This window comes from Pseudomonas sp. HB05 (genome assembly GCF_016756915.1).
GTDB lineage: Bacteria > Pseudomonadota > Gammaproteobacteria > Pseudomonadales > Pseudomonadaceae > Aquipseudomonas > Aquipseudomonas alvandae.
The window spans coordinates 88,009-104,386 of the sequence record NZ_JAESPG010000022.1; the positions used below are offsets into that span (position 1 = coordinate 88,009).

Consider the following 16,378-nt stretch of genomic DNA (forward strand, 5'->3'; position numbering starts at 1 on the left):
TAGGTGTTGGCGCAATCAGTATTGACGGGCCTTGGCCAGTCGTTCGTTGAGGGTCTTGGCGACGGCATCGGTGCGGGCGCTGGTGGAGACTTGCGCCACGCCGACCCGCCACCACGACAGGTATTTGTGGATCATGGTCTTGGGCAGGACCTTGATGTCGATCAGCGTCGAGACCGTCTGGCGCCGGGCATCGGCCAGGGCCGCGTGCAACTCGTCCAGCGTCTTGACCGTGTAGGTCTTGCAGCCGTAGGCCGCAGCGCTCATGGCGAAGTCCACCGGCACGAAGCCGCCGTCGAGCTTGCCAGTCTCGGGGTTGCGGAAGCGGAACTCGGTGCCGAAGCTGTCCATGCCGTGTTCCATTTGCAGATTGTTGATGCAGCCGAAGGTCATGTTGTCCAGCAGCACCACGTTGATCTTGCGCCGCTCCTGGATCGAGGTCGCCAGTTCCGAATGCAGCATCATGTAGGAACCGTCGCCCACCAGCGCGTAGACCTCTTTGTCCGGCTCGGCGAGCTTCACCCCCAACGCCGCATTCACCTCGTAGCCCATGCACGAATAGGCATATTCGACGTGGTAAGTGTTCACGCCCTTGCTCCGCCAACTGCGTTGCAAATCGCCAGGCAGGCTGCCGGCGGCAGCGACGATGATGGCGTCGTCCGCCAAGGTTTGGTTGAGCGTGCCCAGCACGCGGCTCTGGGTCAGGCAGGAGCCGGTGAGTTCGATGAATTCGCGAAACACCGCCGGGTCCATGTGATCGTTGATTTCCGGGACGAAATCCTGGGTCTGGAAATCCGCCTGGTAGATCCGGTCCACTTCCGCGTCGAGCTGGGCCTTGGCGTCGGCGATCTGCCCGCCCCATTCGGCACGGTAGTCCCCCAGTTTGCCGGCCAGCGCCTCCAGGCCAGAACGGGCGTCGGCCAGCAGTTGCACGCCGTCGAGTTTCAGCGCATCGCACGGGCTGATGTTGAGGTTGAGGAATTGCGCGTCGGGGTGCTGGAACAGCCATTTCGACGCCGTGGTGAAATCGCTGTAGCGGGTGCCGATACCGATGATCAGGTCCGCTTCCTTGGCCAGCAGGTTCGCTGCCAGGCAACCGGTCTCGCCGACGCCGCCCACGTTCAGCGGATGGCTGGAGACGATGGCGCTTTTCCCCGCCTGGGTTTCGGCAAAAGGAATGTCGAAGCGCTCGGCGAAGGCTTGCAATACCGCGTTGGCCCCGGAGTATTTCACCCCGCCGCCGCAGATGATCAGCGGCTTGCGCTTGCCCTTGAACAGCGCCAACGCGTCGCCGAGCATCGCTTCGGTGGCCGGACGGCGGTCGATACGATGCACGCGTTTCTGCAGGAAGTAATCCGGGTAATCATAAGCTTCGGCCTGCACGTCCTGGGGCAGCGCCAGGGTCACCGCACCGGTTTCGGCCGGGTCGGTCAACACGCGCATGGCCTGGATCGCGGCGCTCATCAATTGCTCGGGGCGGTTGATGCGATCCCAGTATTTGCTCACGGCCTTGAACGCATCGTTGGTGCTGATGCTCAGGTCATGGAATTGCTCGATCTGTTGCAGCACCGGGTCCGGCTGGCGACTGGCGTAGACATCGCCCGGCAACAGCAGCAGCGGGATGCGATTGGCCGTCGCGGTGGCGGCAGCGGTCAGCATGTTCGCCGCGCCGGGACCGACCGACGAAGTACAGGCGTAGATCTTGCGCCGCAGGTGCTGCTTGGCAAAGCCGATGGCGGCATGGGCCATACCCTGCTCGTTGCGGCCCTGATGGACCACCAGGTCGCCGCTGTCCTGCTCCAGCGCCTGGCCCAGGCCCAGCACGTTGCCGTGGCCGAAAATGGTAAACACCCCGGCGATAAACTTGCTCTGGACGCCATCGACCTCGACGTACTGGTTATCGAGGAATTTCACCAGGGCCTGGGCCATGGTCAGTCGTGTTGTGGTCATGCTTGCACCTTTTTCAAACGCAACTCGGTCAACTGTGGGAGCGAGCTTGCTCGCGAAGGCGACCATACATCCAACATTAATGTCGCCTGACATACCGCTATCGCGAGCAAGCTCGCTCCCACAGGGGAGGCTCCATCGTTCAGCAAATCGTGTCAGGCCCGGGAGCTTTGCAAGTGATTCATGCTCGCCCCCAACGCCTGGCGAATATCGGCCAACTCATGAACGCTTTCGGCAAACGGCTCGAAGGACAGGTAACCGTCATAGCCGCCGCGGAGCAGCGCCTCGATCTGCCCGGCATTGCCGAGAATATCGCCCTCGCCCACCAGCACCCGGTGGCCGTCACGAATCGTCGCCAAGGGTGCCTTGGCATCCTCGACCCCGGAGATGTGCACCAGCCCGGTCAGTTCAGGGAAGAATTCCTGCTCGCCGGCCAGATGATGGTGGAAGGTGTCATGCACCAGGCGGAACACGTCCAGCCCGCCAATGGCCTTGATCGCTTCCACCGCCGTGCGTTTGCGCCGCAGCGAGCACTCCTCGAAACCCAAAGGCTCGATGAAACCGTAGATGCCGAAGGCGCGCAGGATCGGTGCCAGTTCATTAAGGGCCGTGCGCAGCCCCGACGCACGTTCGGCCTCGCTGCGTGGGTCCGCGCGGTCGTTGAGCGGGCACATCACCAGCCCTTCGGCACCGCACTCACGGGCATAGTCGGCCAGGCGCACAGCCTGGGCGCGACGCTCTTCGTTCCATACATCGAACGGGTACAGGGCGTTGATCGACAGCACCTTGATGTCGCGTGCCTCGCACAACTCGCGGACGCGGGCCGGGGGCATGCCGTCTTCGATCTCGACACCTTTCAGATCATTGCGAATCTCGATGGCGTCGGTTTTCAACGCCAGCGCCAAGTCGATGAAAGCAGGCAGTGACAGGCGTGGGGCAACCATTCGGTTCAGGGCAAAACGCAGGGGCTGGTTCATTGTTGTTCTCCCTCCGGCATTCATGAAATGAGTTATTGGGCAGTGGGCATGCTGAATTCGGGGCCCTTGGCGATGCTGTCGGGCCAGCGTTGCATCACGCTCTTGTAGCGACTGTAGAAACGCAGGCCTTCCTCGCCGTAGGCATGGTGGTCGCCGAACAGCGAACGCTTCCAGCCGCCAAAGGAATGCCAGGCCATCGGCACCGGGATCGGCACGTTGATGCCCACCATGCCGACCTTGATGCTGCGCGCGAACGCCCGGGCGATGCCGCCGTCACGGGTGAAGCACGACACGCCGTTGCCGAACTCATGGGCGTTGATCAGCGCCACCGCGGTGGCGAAATCCGGTACACGAACGATGCCCAGCACCGGGCCAAAGATCTCTTGCTTATAGATGCTCATCTCGGCGGTGACCTGGTCGAACAGCGTCGCGCCGACGAAAAATCCTTGCTCGGCCCCCGGCACCTTGAAACCCCGACCGTCGACGATCAGCCGAGCGCCCTCGGCCACGCCAGCATCGATAAAACCTTCCACCTTGGCCTTGTGCTCGGCGGTGACCAGCGGCCCCATGTCGGTGCCGGGTTGCTGGCCATTGCCGACCTTCAATTGGTCGATACGCGGCAGCAGCCGGGCGATCAACTCATCACCGACATCGCCCACCGCCACGGCAATGGAAATCGCCATGCAGCGCTCGCCGGCCGAGCCGTAGGCCGCGCCGATCAAGGCGTCCGCCGCCTGGTCGAGGTCGGCGTCGGGCATGACGATCATGTGGTTCTTCGCCCCGCCCAGGGCCTGCACGCGCTTGCCATGCGCGGTGCCCTGCTGGTGGATGTACTCGGCGATGGGCGTAGAGCCGACAAAGGAAATCGCCTCGATATCCGGGTGCTGCAACAGCGCATCCACCGCCGCCTTGTCGCCCTGGACCACATTGAACACGCCGTCCGGCAAGCCGGCTTCAGTCAACAGGCGGGCCATCAGCAGGCTGGCGGACGGGTCGCGCTCCGAAGGTTTGAGGATGAAGCAATTGCCGGCAACCAATGCCAGCGGAATCATCCACAGCGGCACCATCACCGGGAAGTTGAACGGCGTGACGCCGGCGCACACACCCAGCGGCTGGCGCAGGTTCCAGTTGTCGATACCGCCGCCGATGTTGTCACTGAAATCGGTCTTGAGCAGGTTGGGTGCACCGCAGGCGTACTCGACGATCTCGATGCCGCGAGTGACTTCACCGTGGGCGTCGGACAGCACCTTGCCGTGTTCACGGCTGATGATTTGCGCCAGTTCGTCGTGATGGCGGTCGAGCAGTTCCTTGAACTTGAACATCACCCGCGAACGGCGCAACGACGACTGTTCGGACCAGGCCGGGAACGCCGCCAGCGCCGAGGCCACCGCCGCGTCGACGGTACTCGGCTCGGCCAGGGCCACCCGCGCCTGCACCGCGCCGGTGGCCGGGTTGAAGACGTTGCTGGAGCGCGCGGTTTCGCTGTCCTGCACTTGGCCGTTGATGTAATGGCCTATTACCGGGGTGTCGCTCATTGTCCTGGTTCTCCGTTGGAATATTGGAATTCAGAGGTCGAGCAGCCAGCTGTGCTGCGGGTCGTTATGGAACTGCCAGACCCGCTTCGGACCGGCCATGACATTCAGGTAATACGACTCGTACCCATAGGGCACGCTGACCGGGTGATAACCCTTGGGTACCACCACCAGGTCACTGTTCTCCACGGCCATGGCCTGGTCGATGCTGCGGTCGTCGGTGTAGACCCGCTGGAACACGAAGCCCTGGGACGGGTTGACCTGGTGGTAATAGGTTTCTTCGAGAAAACTCTGGTGCGGCAGGTCGTCGGTGTCGTGCTTGTGCGGCGGGTAGCTGGACGAATGGCCGGACGGCGTGCGCACTTCCACCACCAGCAGCGAATGGGCCGGCTCGCTGTCGGGCAGGATGTCGCAGACGTATCGGGTATTGGCGCCCTTGCCGCGCACGCTGCGTTTCATGCTGTCCGGACGGATCAGCCGTGGACCATAAGTATGCTGGGCAGCCCCCGGCGCGGCGCACACCGCCACCTGCACATCGTTCAGGGCGGTGACTTGGGCCTGGCTGCCGGGCGGGAGATACGCCGCGAAGGGTGATTTGTCCTCGAACACCGATTGGCGGTCACCGAGGTTGTCCCAGTTGAAGGCTCCCTGCCCGGGCGCTTCGCCCTTGAGGTCGATGCGTCCGCTGAGCAGGACCACGCACAATTCCTTGTCACCGGCCATCACCGGAAGGGTTTCGCCGAGGCTCAGGCGGTAGGCGGCGAACCCCACGTACTCCAACGCGCCATGGGGCAGTTCGACCAGCTTTTGGCCGCTGGGATTGCTCTTGATCAACAGGCTCATGCCGGCATCCTCTCTTGCAGCAGGGCACGCAAGGTGTCGTAGCCCTTCTTGGCGTAGACATAGCTCGGCGCTACCGCCGGATCCTGCTCGGCTTCCACCACGAGCCAGCCGTGGTAATCGGCGGCGAGCAGGACGTCGAGCAACGCGGCGAAATCGATGTCGCCGTCCCCCGGCACGGTGAAGGTGCCGTTGATGATGCAGTCGGGGAAACTCCAGAGGTTGTTGCGTGCCAACTGCACCACCGGTTTGCGCACGTCCTTGAAATGCACGTGGCAGATGCGCTCGATGTGCTTGCGCAGGACTTGCAACGGTTCGCCGCCGCCCATGTAGCAATGGCCCGAGTCGAACAACAGGCCCACTTCGCTGCCGGTCAGGGCCATCAGCTTGTCGATGTCCGAAGGCGATTCGACGTAGGCGCCCATGTGGTGGTGATACGCCAGGCGCACGCCGTGGGACAAGGTGAAGCGCGCCAGTTCGGTGAGCTTGTCGGCGTAGGCTTGCCAGGCTTCGTCAGTGTGGAAGCGCGGGCGTTCGATCAGCGGGATGCGCTGGCCCTGGATCGAGTCCGCCACCTCGCCATAGACCAGCACCGTCGCGCCGTTCTGCGCCAACAGCTCGACATGACTGGCGATGGCGTCGATCTCCTCGGCGGCCGAACGCCGCGCCAGGCGACTGGAGTACCAGCCGGACACCAGCGCCAGGTCATACGGGCGCAGCACGTCGCCGACGCCCTTGGCGTCCTTGGGAAACTTGCCATTGAGCTCGAAACCTTCGTAGCCGATTTCCTTGCCTTCGCTCAACGCCGTGCTCAAGGGCGTCTCGCCGCCGAGGGATGGCAGGTCGTCGTTGCTCCAGGAAATCGGGTTGATGCCAATTCGGATTGCGGGCATGGCTGCACCTTTTATTGTTTTTCAAACTGAATAACGAAAATCGTTTGGAATACTTATTGTGGCGAGGGGATTTATCCCCGCTGGGTCGCGAAGCGGCCCCTTAAAGACTTAATGCAAGTTGCCTGACACACCGAGTTGCCGGTTTTGGGGCCGCTTCGCAGCCCAGCGGGGATAAATCCCCTCGCCACAAAAGCCGGCACAACACCCTTCAGGCCCGCGCAGCACGCCACGCCTCGATCAACTCCACAAACCGCCCCTGCACGTCCCGGATCAACGTTTCATCATCGATTTCCCCGGCCAACCAGGCCCGGCTCGGTTCCTGGAAGATCGTCCGGCCCACGGCAAACCCGCGGCAGGTGGTGCTCTGGCTGGCCTGGCGGAAGCCCTCGGCCAACGCGGAGGCCGGGGCGTTGAGGCCCAGCAGCACCACGCCACGGCAGTACGGGTCGCGTTGCTGGATCAACTCGTCAAGCTGCTTCCACTCTTCGGCTGTCTGCGCTTCGATCTTCCACCACGCCGGGAAAATTCCGAGGTTGTAGAGGCGCTTGAGGCCGCGATAAAGCACGTCCGGATGGGCCGATGGATGATCCTTCGGCGGGATGACTTCCAGCAGCAACTCATGACCACTGGCCTGGGACGCCTTATACAAGCCCATCAACTGCGCCTCCTGTTCCAGGCGCAGCAGCGGCTCGTCGTCGGGGTGAAATTGCACCAGGCATTTGATGATCTGTTCCTGCGGCCAGGCGATCAGGTTGCTGCCGATGGAGCGCCCATGCTCGAACGCCAGCGGTCGCGAGCCCTGCACCTCCACGGGCCGCGCCACCCACCAGCCACGTCCGGTGGCCGCGTTGAGCGAATCCTGGCCGAAACGCTGATCGGCCAGCAGCCCGACATCGGCGTCGATGCCCTGGCGTTGCAGGTCGGCTTCGACCCGCTCCACCGCCTGGATGAACAATTGCTTGAGCTCGCCGATGCTGCTCAGTTCACGACCGCCCTTCTGCGCCAGCTCCACCAACTGCCAGCGATGATCGAAGGCAAAGATGAACAGCTGTTTCCAAGCCTTGCGCGGCACGCTGACCTGATGCAGCCGTTGAAGCACGACATCCTGGTCCGGTCGGGTAATGGGCACCGGGCTCTTGAACAGATAATCGAGCTCGGCCCGGGTCGGCATCGCCGGGGCGCACGCATGGCGCGACACCACCAGGCCGCCACAGGCGTTGGCCAATTGGCAGCAGCGCTCATCACTGGCGTCTTCCAGCCAACCGGCGAGGAAACCCGACATGAACGCATCGCCTGCGCCCAACACATTCAGGACTTCGACCCGCACGCCAGGGTAAAGGGCTCCGTCCTCCAAGCGGCTTGGAATATCACCGTGAATCACCGTGCACCCTTGCGGACCGAGCTTGACCACGAGGGTTGCGGTCGTCAGCGCGCGCACCGTCCGCAGCGCGGTCAACAGATCTTCGCTACCACCGGCAATCAGGAATTCTTCTTCGGTGCCGACGATCAGGTCGAACCGCGGCAGGATCCCTTGCACGTGCTGGCTGACTTTACGATCGGCGACGAAACGGGTTTCGCCATCGGCCTTGCCTGCCAGGCCCCAGAGGACCGGGCGGTAATCGATGTCGAGGACGCATTTGACGTTGTGTTTTCGCGCATGGTCGAGCGCCTGGACGCTCGCGTTGTAGACGCCTTCGGTGGAGAAATGGGTGCCGGTGATCAGCAGCGCCTTGCTGGAGGCGATGAAGGCTTCGTCGATGTCTTCGGCCCGCAGCGCCATGTCGGCGCAGTTTTCCCGGTAGAACACCAGGGGAAAGGTCTCGCGATCCTTGATGCCCAGCAGGACCATGGCGGTGAGTCGCTCAGGATCGACCTTGATCCCGCTGACGTCACACCCTTCGCGCGCCAGGGACTCCACCAGGAAGCGCCCCATGTGATCGTCGCCGACCCGGCTCAGCATCGCCGACCGGAGCCCCAGGCGAGCCGTGCCGAAGGCGATGTTGGCCGATGATCCGCCCAGGTATTTGGCGAAGCTTGAAACATCTTCCAGGCGCGCGCCGACTTGCTGCGCGTAGAGATCGACGCCCAGGCGTCCCAGGCAGATCACATCCAATTGACGCCCACTGGCAAAACGAGTCTGGCCCATGCTGGCTCCTGTTATTTTTATCAGCCTGCGCTGGTCGTCGGAACCGACATCAGCGCTTTGGTGGATGCAGACTAAAACGAGCCAGCGCCAATAATCAATATTTTTTCCATAAATTTTTATCGTGGAATATTTTTTCCAATATGCTACTGCTCAACCGGGCCAGACGCAGTGCATCGTTTCAGCAGGCGCGACAACTTCGCTCAACCATGATTTTCCCGGCGCCTACGCTGTAGACTGCGACCAGCCAACCTATTGTCGAGGGCGGCCCGTTTCCGCGGGCTGCCCTATAAGAACAAGCCAGAAGGATTTCCTATGACCCGCCCCGATCTGCCGGCGCCGTCCGAGAGCGCGTCCGAAGCCGCCCTCCCCAGCCCACCGATCAACGCCGAGCGTCTGCTGCAACTGATCACCGAGGAATACGAAAGCCTGCCGCGCCAGCTCAAGCGCATCGCCAGCTACATGAGCCAGCAAAGCGACCGGATCATGGTGGATCGCATCAGCGACATCGCCCGGGAATGCGAAGTCCACCCTTCGGCCATCGTGCGGTTCTCCCAGCGCTTCGGCTTCAGCGGGTTCAGCGAAATGCAGGCCTTGTTCCGCGAGGCCTATACCCACAAGACCACGCCGGTGCAGAACTACCAGCAGCGCATCCGCAGCATGATCGCCAACAAATCGCAGAAGGCCAGCGCCGGCGACCTGGCCCGTGAATGCGTCAACGCGACCCTGTCAGGTATCGAGCGCCTGGGGCTGGAACTGGACGACGAGGCGTTCGAAAAAGCCGTGGACCTGGTGGTCAATGCCGACAATATCTATGTGGTCGGCGTGCGGCGTTCATTCGCGGTGGCCGACTACCTGGTCTACAACCTGCAACACACCAACAAGCGCATTCACCTGGTGTCCGGCCTGGGCGGCAGTTATCGCGAGCAGATGCGCAGCGTGCGGGCCAATGACCTGGTCATCGCCATCAGCTTCACGCCCTACGGCAAGGAAACCCAGCATTGCCTGCGCATTGCCCAGCATCACCAGGCCAAGACGCTGATCATCACCGACAGCAACCTGTCGCCGCTGGCCAAGCGGGCCAACGCGGTGCTGCTGGTCAACGAAGGCAGCTCATTCGCGTTCCGCTCGTTGAGTGCGACGTTGTGCCTGTGCCAGGCGTTGTTCATCGCCGTGGCCTACCGCCTTGAACTCAAGGTTGATGAAATCCATGAACAGGTCGGCTTCGAGGATTGATGCCCGAGCTGAAAACCGCTGAAGGAGAAGCCATGAAACTGATCGGCATGCTGGACTCGCCCTATGTACGCCGCGTCGCCATTTCCGCCAAACGCCTGGGGATCGCCCTGGAACACGAATCGGTGTCGGTGTTCAGGCAATTCGAGCACTTCCAGAGCATCAACCCGGTGGTCAAGGCACCGACCCTGGTCTTGGATGATGGCTCGGTGTTGATGGATTCCACCTTGATCATCGATTACCTGGAGGCCCTGGCCGGGCCAACGCGCAGCCTGATGCCGAACGGTCCGGAACAACGGCTGCGCTCGTTGCAACTGATCGGATTGGCGTTGGCGGCGTGCGAGAAGTCGGTGCAGATCTACTACGAACGTACCCTGCGGCCGGCGGAAATCCAGCACGGTCCGTGGCTCGAGCGGATCTGCGCCCAACTGCTGGCGGCATACGGCGGGTTGGAGCAAGCGCTGGCAAAACAGCCATTGCCCACCGATGGCTCGATCGACCAGGCCGGCATCACCATCGCCGTGGCTTGGACCTTCACCAACCTCCTGGTCGCGGACCAGGTCGAAGGCAAAGCCTTCCCGCAGATCAGCGCATTCACCGCCTACGCCGAAGAACTGGAAGCGTTCCTCAGCACACCGGTGGAATAACCGGCTGGATACATTCCCGTGTGGGAGCGAGCCTGCTCGCGAAAGCGGTGCATCAGTCACCATGGATGCCGACTGACATGACGCCTTCGCGAGCAAGCTCGCTCCCACAGCTTCTTTGGCGAACGAAATTCCGCGGACAGCCGAGAACGGTGTGGGAGTTCAGTTTGCTCGCGAAAGCGGTGCATCAGTCACCATGGATGCCGACTGACATGACGCCTTCGCGAGCAAGCTCGCTCCCACAGCTTCTTTGGCGAACGAAATTCCGCGGACAGCCGAGAACGGTGTGGGAGCGAGCTTGCTCGCGATGGCGGCGTATCAATCACCATTGATATTGGCTGAACGGACGCTATCGTCGGATCGCCGCCCGGAGCAAGCTCGCTCCCACAGGGGACCGGTTGATCACAGGATTTGCTCAGACCGGTTCCATTTCCCTTGGTTCTGCAATCGGCGCCACCTCGAACCGATCCGCGAGGAACGGCGTGATGTCCAGCGGCAACGGCTCATCATTGACCAGTTTATCCAGTAACACCCCGGTAATGGCCGAGGTGAGGATGCCGGTGCGGAAATGTCCGCAGGCGTTGAGGTAGCCCTCCACGCCGCGCATCGGCCCTAGGATCGGCAGCTCGTCGGGTGAGCCGGGACGCAGGCCGGCCCAGGTGCGTTTGAGATTGATGTCGGCCAGTTGCGGAATACAACGCATCGCGCCTTGCACCAGCCCTTCGATCTCCGGGTAAGTGGTGGTCACGTCGAACCCCTTGTCCTCCGTGGTGCTGCCAATCAGGATTTCGCCGTTGTCTTTCTGCGCCACATAACAATCGCTGGTGGTCAGGCAGCCGTTGAGGATCTTGGGCATGCGTTCGGTCAACAGGATCTGGCCCTTGACCGGCTTGACCGGAATCCGCACGCCCGTGGCCTGCTCGCTGAGGTCCGCCGCCCAGGCGCCGGCGGCATTGATCAGAATCCGGCAATTGAACGTTCCGGCTTCGGCGGTTTGCACGCCGGTCACCCGCGTGCCGCTGCGCAAGACTTCAGTCACGTGGGTGTTGAAGTACAGGTCGACGCCGTTCTGCCGCGCGCCCTCGGTGTAGGCGTCGGCGAGGCGGAACGGGCTGACCTGGTGATCGCAGAGAAACTCCAGAGCGCCGAGGGCCTCATGGCTCACATTTGGCTCTGCCTCGCGCAAGGCCGCCTGGTCGAGCCAACGCACCTGATCGGCCAGATGGGGAATGGAGGCGGCGATGTGCTCGGCGTACAAGCGGTCCTCATCGTCATAGATCACGAACTTCAGCCCGGTCTCTTCGAACTTGAAATCCATGCCGTGGCGCTCAAGCAACTCGCGATGCAGTTGCGGGTACATCGCGTTGGACTGCAAGGCGAACTGGAAAAACGAGTCGGGCAGGATGTGCGGCGTACTCGCATCCACCGCCACGGCGGCGCCCTGGGCCTGGCGCTTGCGATTGGCCGACATCATGCGGAAGAAAATCACCCCGCAGCCCAGGCCCACTGACTCGCCGATGGCCCACAAGCCGCCCGCCGACGCACGGGTAGCGTTGCCGGGACGCTTGGCGTCGATCAGGGCGATCTTCAAATGGCTGCGTTTGGACAGCTGATAGGCACAGGAAGCGCCAATCACGCCGCCGCCGGCAATCACCACGTCATAGTGCTTAGTCATGGGAAGCGGCCTCCGTGCCGACATTCTGAAAGGCTGAAAATGGAATCGGATCGATCGGAAACCGCGGCCGCAACCAGCCCACATCGGCGCGTCCGGTGGCCTCGCGCAACCGGTCGCTGCAGTAACCGACGCACATGCGCCCCTGGCAATCACCCATGCTGACGCGGGTGCGCATTTTCAGGCTGGCCATGTCCTGCACACCCTGCTCCAGGGCTCGGTCGATGTCGGCACGGGTGGCATGCTCGCAGCGGCAGATCACCGTCTCGGCAGTGGGCAGCGCAGTCTGGCCCGCCCCGCGCCGGGTATAGCGATCGACGGCGGCGCGAAAGCGAATGATCCGCTCCAGTCGGGCCTGATAGCGCCCACGCCGCTCCAGGGCTGCCGGCTCATCCAGGACATTGCGTTGCATCAGCACTGACAGCGCGGCAATACGCCCGCTCAGCATGGCGGCTTCACCTCCGCGAATCCCGCCCATGTCGCCCGCCAGGTGGATATGCGCCTCGCTGCTGCGTTGCCAGGCATCGGACATCGCACGCAAATAACCGTCTTCGCTGAAGCCATGTTCCAGGCCCATCTGCTGGCTCAACTGGGTGCGCGGGATAAACCCGTAGCCAACCGCCAGCGTCTGGGCCGGCAACTGTTCGGCGCGCTCAAGGTCCGGCGCCCAATCGGCGGAATACGGCGCGACGGTCACGCCGCTCAACTCGCCCTCGCCCTCGGCTCGCACCACGCCCCAGCCATAACGCACCGGAATGCGATGCCGCTTGAGGTACGCGAGCATGCCCAGGCCATCGAGGAACAGCTGCGGCTTGTTCAGCAACGCCAGGCTTTCCTTGGCGATCCGGCCAAACGCACAGGCCTCGTAGACGCCCGCCACGGTGACGCCCGAGGCATGTAGCTGGCAGGCCACCAATGGCAGCAGCGGCCCCGTACCGGCGATGACCACCGGGCTTGGTGGCCTGACCACGCCGCTCTTGATCTGCAATTGCAAGCCGCCGAGCATCATCACACCCGGCAACGTCCAGCCAGGAAACGGCACGCTGCGTTCATGGCAACCGGCCGCGAGGATCAGTTGGGAGTAGGCAACCTCGCGCAAGCGCTCGTCGGCATCCAGCAGCATCAGGGCCCGGAACCCTTCGGCGCCGATGACCCGGCTGCCCAGTCGCACGTCGATCAGGCCGGCATGGTGCTGGAATTCACCGTGGAGTCTTTCCAGGGCTTCGCTGTAGCGCGGCCCCAGGTAATCCAGGCGTACCCCATCGCGCAAAGGGCCGCGATACACCACCCCACCCAGGCGCGGCGCCTCTTCGAGCAAGCTGCAGCGCACGCCATGGGCGGCCAGCTCAATGGCCGCCGCCATACCTGCCGGGCCGCCGCCGACAATCACCGGATCGTGGTTCATGGCGCCTCCGTTTCGGCAATGCGGTTGGTCCGGGTCTCGATGTGCATGCCGGGTCGCACCAGGGTCTGGCAGGCGCGACGCTTGTGGCGACCGTCGATCTTGACCAGGCAGCATTGGCACACGCCCATGCCGCAATAGGCACCGCTGATCTGGTCATGATCGTTGCGCGCGACCTGGCGCTGGCCCAGCGCCTGGATGACCGTGAGCACGGTTTCGCCCTGGGCGGCGTTGACAGCCTGGCCGTCCAGGTGCACGGTCATGTCGGCCTGTTCCAGGGGTTGGATATCAAATGGTCGGTGTATGGGGTCTTGAGGTTGCATCATGCAGCTCTTCCTTGAAAGTTCAGTCGGTCCCGGCTCCTTGCGGCACGCCACTCTTTGCCTTGCGTCAATGCCCATCGGCGACAGCGCGCCAGAACAGGGCAGCGGGCGCAGCATGATGGTGCGCAGGGCAATGATGTTAGGGAATATTTGTGACGAAGTATTGATCCAGGCCACTGAATGCGCAGGCTGGCGCCTGATGAACTTTTTTTCAGAAAGCCGACAGGTATTCTTTGGCAAAATGCTGCGCAGTCGCTCCAACTTCCCCACACGGTACTGCCCATGAACCGCATCCTGACCATCGAAGACGACGCCGTGACCGCCCGTGAGATCGTCGCCGAACTGACCCGCAACGGCCTGGATGTCGACTGGGTCGACAACGGCCGCGAGGGCCTGGAACGTGCCGTCAGCGGCGACTACGACCTGATTACCCTGGACCGCATGCTGCCCGAGCTCGACGGCTTGGTGATCGTCACACAACTGCGAAGCATGGGCGTCGCCACGCCGATCCTGATGATCAGCGCCCTCTCCGATGTCGATGAGCGGGTCCGTGGTCTACGGGCAGGCGGCGACGATTACCTGACAAAACCGTTCGCCACCGACGAAATGGCCGCCCGGGTCGAAGTGCTGCTGCGACGCAACAACGGCGCCCGTGAACCGGAAACCGCCTTGCGGGTAGCGGACCTGGAGCTCAACCTGATCAGCCGCGAAGCCAGCCGCAACGGGCAGTTGCTGAGCCTGCTGCCCACCGAATACAAACTGCTGGAATTCCTGATGCGCAACAGCGGGCAGATCCTCTCGCGCATGATGATTTTCGAGGAAGTCTGGGGTTATCACTTCGACCCCGGCACCAACCTGATCGACGTCCACATCGGCCGCCTGCGCAAGAAAATCGACCCGCCGGGCCTGGAACCGCTGATTCGCACGGTACGGGGTTCCGGCTATGTCATTGCTGAACCCCGCTAAGGGCTGGCGCTCCTCCAGCAGCCGCCTGCTGGCGCTGTACAGTTCGCTGTTCGTGCTCTGGAGCGCGATCCTGATGGGGGTGATGTACTACGAGGTATTCGGCTACCTCGACAGCCTCGCCAAGCACTCCCTGATGCAGCGCCAGCATTTGTTCGCGCGCATCCACGGCGATCAGTTGGAAGACGCGCTGATGGCCAGCCTGACCCTGGACGAACGCGGCGTCGACGCCTATGGCCTGTTCGACCCGCAACTGCGTCACCTGAGCGGGCCGATCCAGCGAATCCCCGCCGACCTGCCGCTCGACGGCAAGATCCACATGCTCGGCGGCTGCGTGGATTCCGACGATCCGGACGTGCCTTCCGACAGTTGCGATGCCGTGGCGTCCCGGACCCAGGACGGCCGCTGGCTGGTACTGGCCCGGGACAACGGTTCGCTGTTCGCCGTCACGCGCATCATCCTGCACGCGCTGTTCTGGGGCGTCTCGCTGACCATCCTGCCGGGCATCGCTGGCTGGCACCTGTTGCGCCGCCGACCGTTGCAGCGCATTCGCAAACTGCAGGCCAGTGCCGAAGCCATCGTCGCCGGCGACCTGACCCATCGCCTGCCGCTGTCGAGCCGGCGCGATGAACTGGACATGCTGGCAGCGATCGTCAATGCCATGCTCGACCGCATCGAACGGCTGATGAACGAGGTCAAGGGCGTGTGCGACAACATCGCCCACGATTTACGCACCCCGCTCACCCGCCTGCGCGCGCAGCTCTATCGCATCCAGCAGGAAGCCGCCGACGGCTCCCCCGAAGCGTTGCAGATGGATCAGGTGATCGCCGAGACCGATACGCTGATGGCGCGGTTTCGTGGTCTGTTGAGGATTTCGGAACTGGAGGACCAGCAACGCCGCTCAGGTTTCGTGCGCCTCGATCCGTTGCAGCTACTGCAGGAATTGCATGATTTCTATCTGCCCTTGGCGGAAGAGCGCGAGCTAGTCTTCACCCTGGAAGTGCCCGACGCCCTACCCCTGCTCAACGGCGACCGGGCACTGCTGTTCGAAGCGGTGTCGAACCTGCTGAGCAACTCGATCAAATTCACCCCGCCGGGCGGCGAAGTGATCCTGCGGGGCGTGGACCAGGGCGACAGCACCCGCATCGAAGTGCTCGACTCCGGCCCCGGCATCCCCGAGGCCGAACGCAAGGCGGTGTTTCGACGCTTCTATCGCGCCGAGGGCAGCAGCCAACACGGCGGATTCGGCCTCGGCCTGTCGATCGTCGCCGCGATTGTCAACCTGCACGGGTTTACGCTGGAGGTGGATCGCAGCGAGTCGGGGGGCGCGCGGTTGGTGCTCGATTGTCGGGCGACGTTGTTGTAAGAACGTTGATCTGCTTGGAGAACTGCTTTCCTGTGGCGAGGGGATTTAGTGAAACGTCGCACCGCCCCGCTGGGCTGCGCAGCAGGCCCCGTATCGATGCAACGCTAGCAAATGGCGAGCGCTTCGCACTCGAGCGGGGATAAATCCCCTCGCCACAACTAACTCCCGTCGACCTTGGAGTCAGGCAGGATCACTGCGATGCAACGGTGTGTTATGCAGCTCATAGCGCAACTCATCGACCAGCTTTTCCAGACTTTCTTCAGAGCGGATGCTGTCGACGCTCATGCCGCTGACCACCAGGTCGACCTCGCCGCTTTCCTGGTGATACAAACGAATGGTGAGCGTGCCGTCGCCATTGAGGCTGCAGTCGCAGGACAGCGGCGCAAAACTGTTTTCGAGACGGGCGCGTAACGGAGCCAGGTGAGTCATGGGTCGCACCTCAGCTT

General features: G+C 62.9%; 15 protein-coding genes. 5 read left to right on the forward strand and 10 right to left on the reverse strand.

All coding sequences use genetic code 11. The features are described from left to right. Nucleotides 1-15: 15 nt before the first annotated feature. The 6 genes from iolD to JMN22_RS19485 form a co-directional block, all read right to left on the reverse strand. Nucleotides 16-1,947 carry a 3D-(3,5/4)-trihydroxycyclohexane-1,2-dione acylhydrolase (decyclizing) gene (iolD, locus tag JMN22_RS19460; protein ID WP_198797448.1) on the reverse strand — a complete coding sequence of 644 codons (1,932 nt, stop codon included), beginning with the start codon at nucleotides 1,945-1,947 and terminating at the stop codon, nucleotides 16-18. A gap of 152 nt (nucleotides 1,948-2,099) precedes the next feature. Further along, the gene (locus JMN22_RS19465) at nucleotides 2,100-2,921 is read right to left on the reverse strand and encodes a TIM barrel protein (RefSeq protein WP_198797447.1); all 822 of its coding nucleotides are present in this window, start codon (nucleotides 2,919-2,921) and stop codon (nucleotides 2,100-2,102) included. A gap of 32 nt (nucleotides 2,922-2,953) precedes the next feature. Then, nucleotides 2,954-4,456: a CoA-acylating methylmalonate-semialdehyde dehydrogenase gene (locus tag JMN22_RS19470; RefSeq protein WP_198797446.1), complete on the reverse strand. Its 1,503-nt coding sequence runs from the start codon at nucleotides 4,454-4,456 to the stop codon at nucleotides 2,954-2,956. 30 nt (nucleotides 4,457-4,486) lie between these two features. Continuing rightward, nucleotides 4,487-5,296, reverse strand: coding sequence for a 5-deoxy-glucuronate isomerase (iolB, locus tag JMN22_RS19475; RefSeq protein WP_198797445.1), 810 nt, complete (start codon nucleotides 5,294-5,296; stop codon nucleotides 4,487-4,489). Further along, nucleotides 5,293-6,186: a myo-inosose-2 dehydratase gene (iolE, locus tag JMN22_RS19480; protein ID WP_198797444.1), complete on the reverse strand. Its 894-nt coding sequence runs from the start codon at nucleotides 6,184-6,186 to the stop codon at nucleotides 5,293-5,295. Before iolE ends, iolB begins: the two co-directional genes overlap by 4 nt. 208 nt (nucleotides 6,187-6,394) lie before the next feature. Beyond that, a complete protein-coding gene (locus JMN22_RS19485) occupies nucleotides 6,395-8,332 on the reverse strand; it encodes a bifunctional 5-dehydro-2-deoxygluconokinase/5-dehydro-2-deoxyphosphogluconate aldolase (protein WP_198797443.1) in 1,938 nt (645 codons plus the stop codon). Nucleotides 8,333-8,644: 312 nt separating this feature from the next. Between JMN22_RS19485 and JMN22_RS19490 the strand changes: the two genes are divergently transcribed. Further along, nucleotides 8,645-9,565 carry a MurR/RpiR family transcriptional regulator gene (locus JMN22_RS19490; RefSeq protein ID WP_030141273.1) on the forward strand — a complete coding sequence of 307 codons (921 nt, stop codon included), beginning with the start codon at nucleotides 8,645-8,647 and terminating at the stop codon, nucleotides 9,563-9,565. A 32-nt stretch (nucleotides 9,566-9,597) separates the two neighbouring features. Continuing rightward, nucleotides 9,598-10,209 (forward strand): glutathione S-transferase, encoded by a 612-nt coding sequence (locus tag JMN22_RS19495; RefSeq protein WP_198797442.1) that lies wholly within the window; start codon nucleotides 9,598-9,600, stop codon nucleotides 10,207-10,209. A 412-nt stretch (nucleotides 10,210-10,621) separates the two neighbouring features. On the opposite strand, the gene hcnC is transcribed toward JMN22_RS19495, so the two are convergent. From hcnC to hcnA, 3 genes are read right to left on the reverse strand one after another with little or no spacing between them, the layout of a single operon-like run. Then, the gene (gene hcnC / locus JMN22_RS19500) at nucleotides 10,622-11,881 is read right to left on the reverse strand and encodes a cyanide-forming glycine dehydrogenase subunit HcnC (protein ID WP_030141271.1); all 1,260 of its coding nucleotides are present in this window, start codon (nucleotides 11,879-11,881) and stop codon (nucleotides 10,622-10,624) included. Then, the gene (gene hcnB, locus JMN22_RS19505) at nucleotides 11,874-13,283 is read right to left on the reverse strand and encodes a cyanide-forming glycine dehydrogenase subunit HcnB (RefSeq protein ID WP_198797441.1); all 1,410 of its coding nucleotides are present in this window, start codon (nucleotides 13,281-13,283) and stop codon (nucleotides 11,874-11,876) included. Before hcnB ends, hcnC begins: the two co-directional genes overlap by 8 nt. Continuing rightward, entirely contained in the window at nucleotides 13,280-13,603 is a 324-nt protein-coding gene (gene hcnA / locus JMN22_RS19510) for a cyanide-forming glycine dehydrogenase subunit HcnA (protein WP_030141269.1), read from the reverse strand. The genes hcnB and hcnA overlap by 4 nt, the downstream gene beginning before the upstream one ends. Before the next feature lies 1 nt (nucleotide 13,604). Between hcnA and JMN22_RS19515 the strand changes: the two genes are divergently transcribed. Genes JMN22_RS19515 through JMN22_RS19525 form a run of 3 tightly spaced genes read left to right on the forward strand, consistent with a single transcriptional unit; the run spans nucleotide 13,605 to nucleotide 15,932 of the window. Beyond that, complete coding sequence (locus JMN22_RS19515) at nucleotides 13,605-13,889, forward strand: hypothetical protein (protein WP_030141268.1); 285 nt, start codon at nucleotides 13,605-13,607, stop codon at nucleotides 13,887-13,889. Next, the gene (locus JMN22_RS19520; protein WP_030141267.1) at nucleotides 13,886-14,569 is read left to right on the forward strand and encodes a response regulator transcription factor; all 684 of its coding nucleotides are present in this window, start codon (nucleotides 13,886-13,888) and stop codon (nucleotides 14,567-14,569) included. Before JMN22_RS19515 ends, JMN22_RS19520 begins: the two co-directional genes overlap by 4 nt. After that, a complete protein-coding gene (locus JMN22_RS19525; RefSeq protein WP_198797440.1) occupies nucleotides 14,547-15,932 on the forward strand; it encodes a sensor histidine kinase in 1,386 nt (461 codons plus the stop codon). The genes JMN22_RS19520 and JMN22_RS19525 overlap by 23 nt, the downstream gene beginning before the upstream one ends. Nucleotides 15,933-16,112: 180 nt before the next feature. Here JMN22_RS19525 and JMN22_RS19530 read toward each other — a convergent pair whose 3' ends face one another. Further along, the gene (locus JMN22_RS19530; protein ID WP_030141265.1) at nucleotides 16,113-16,361 is read right to left on the reverse strand and encodes a DUF1652 domain-containing protein; all 249 of its coding nucleotides are present in this window, start codon (nucleotides 16,359-16,361) and stop codon (nucleotides 16,113-16,115) included. Between the last annotated feature and the right edge of the window lie 17 nt (nucleotides 16,362-16,378).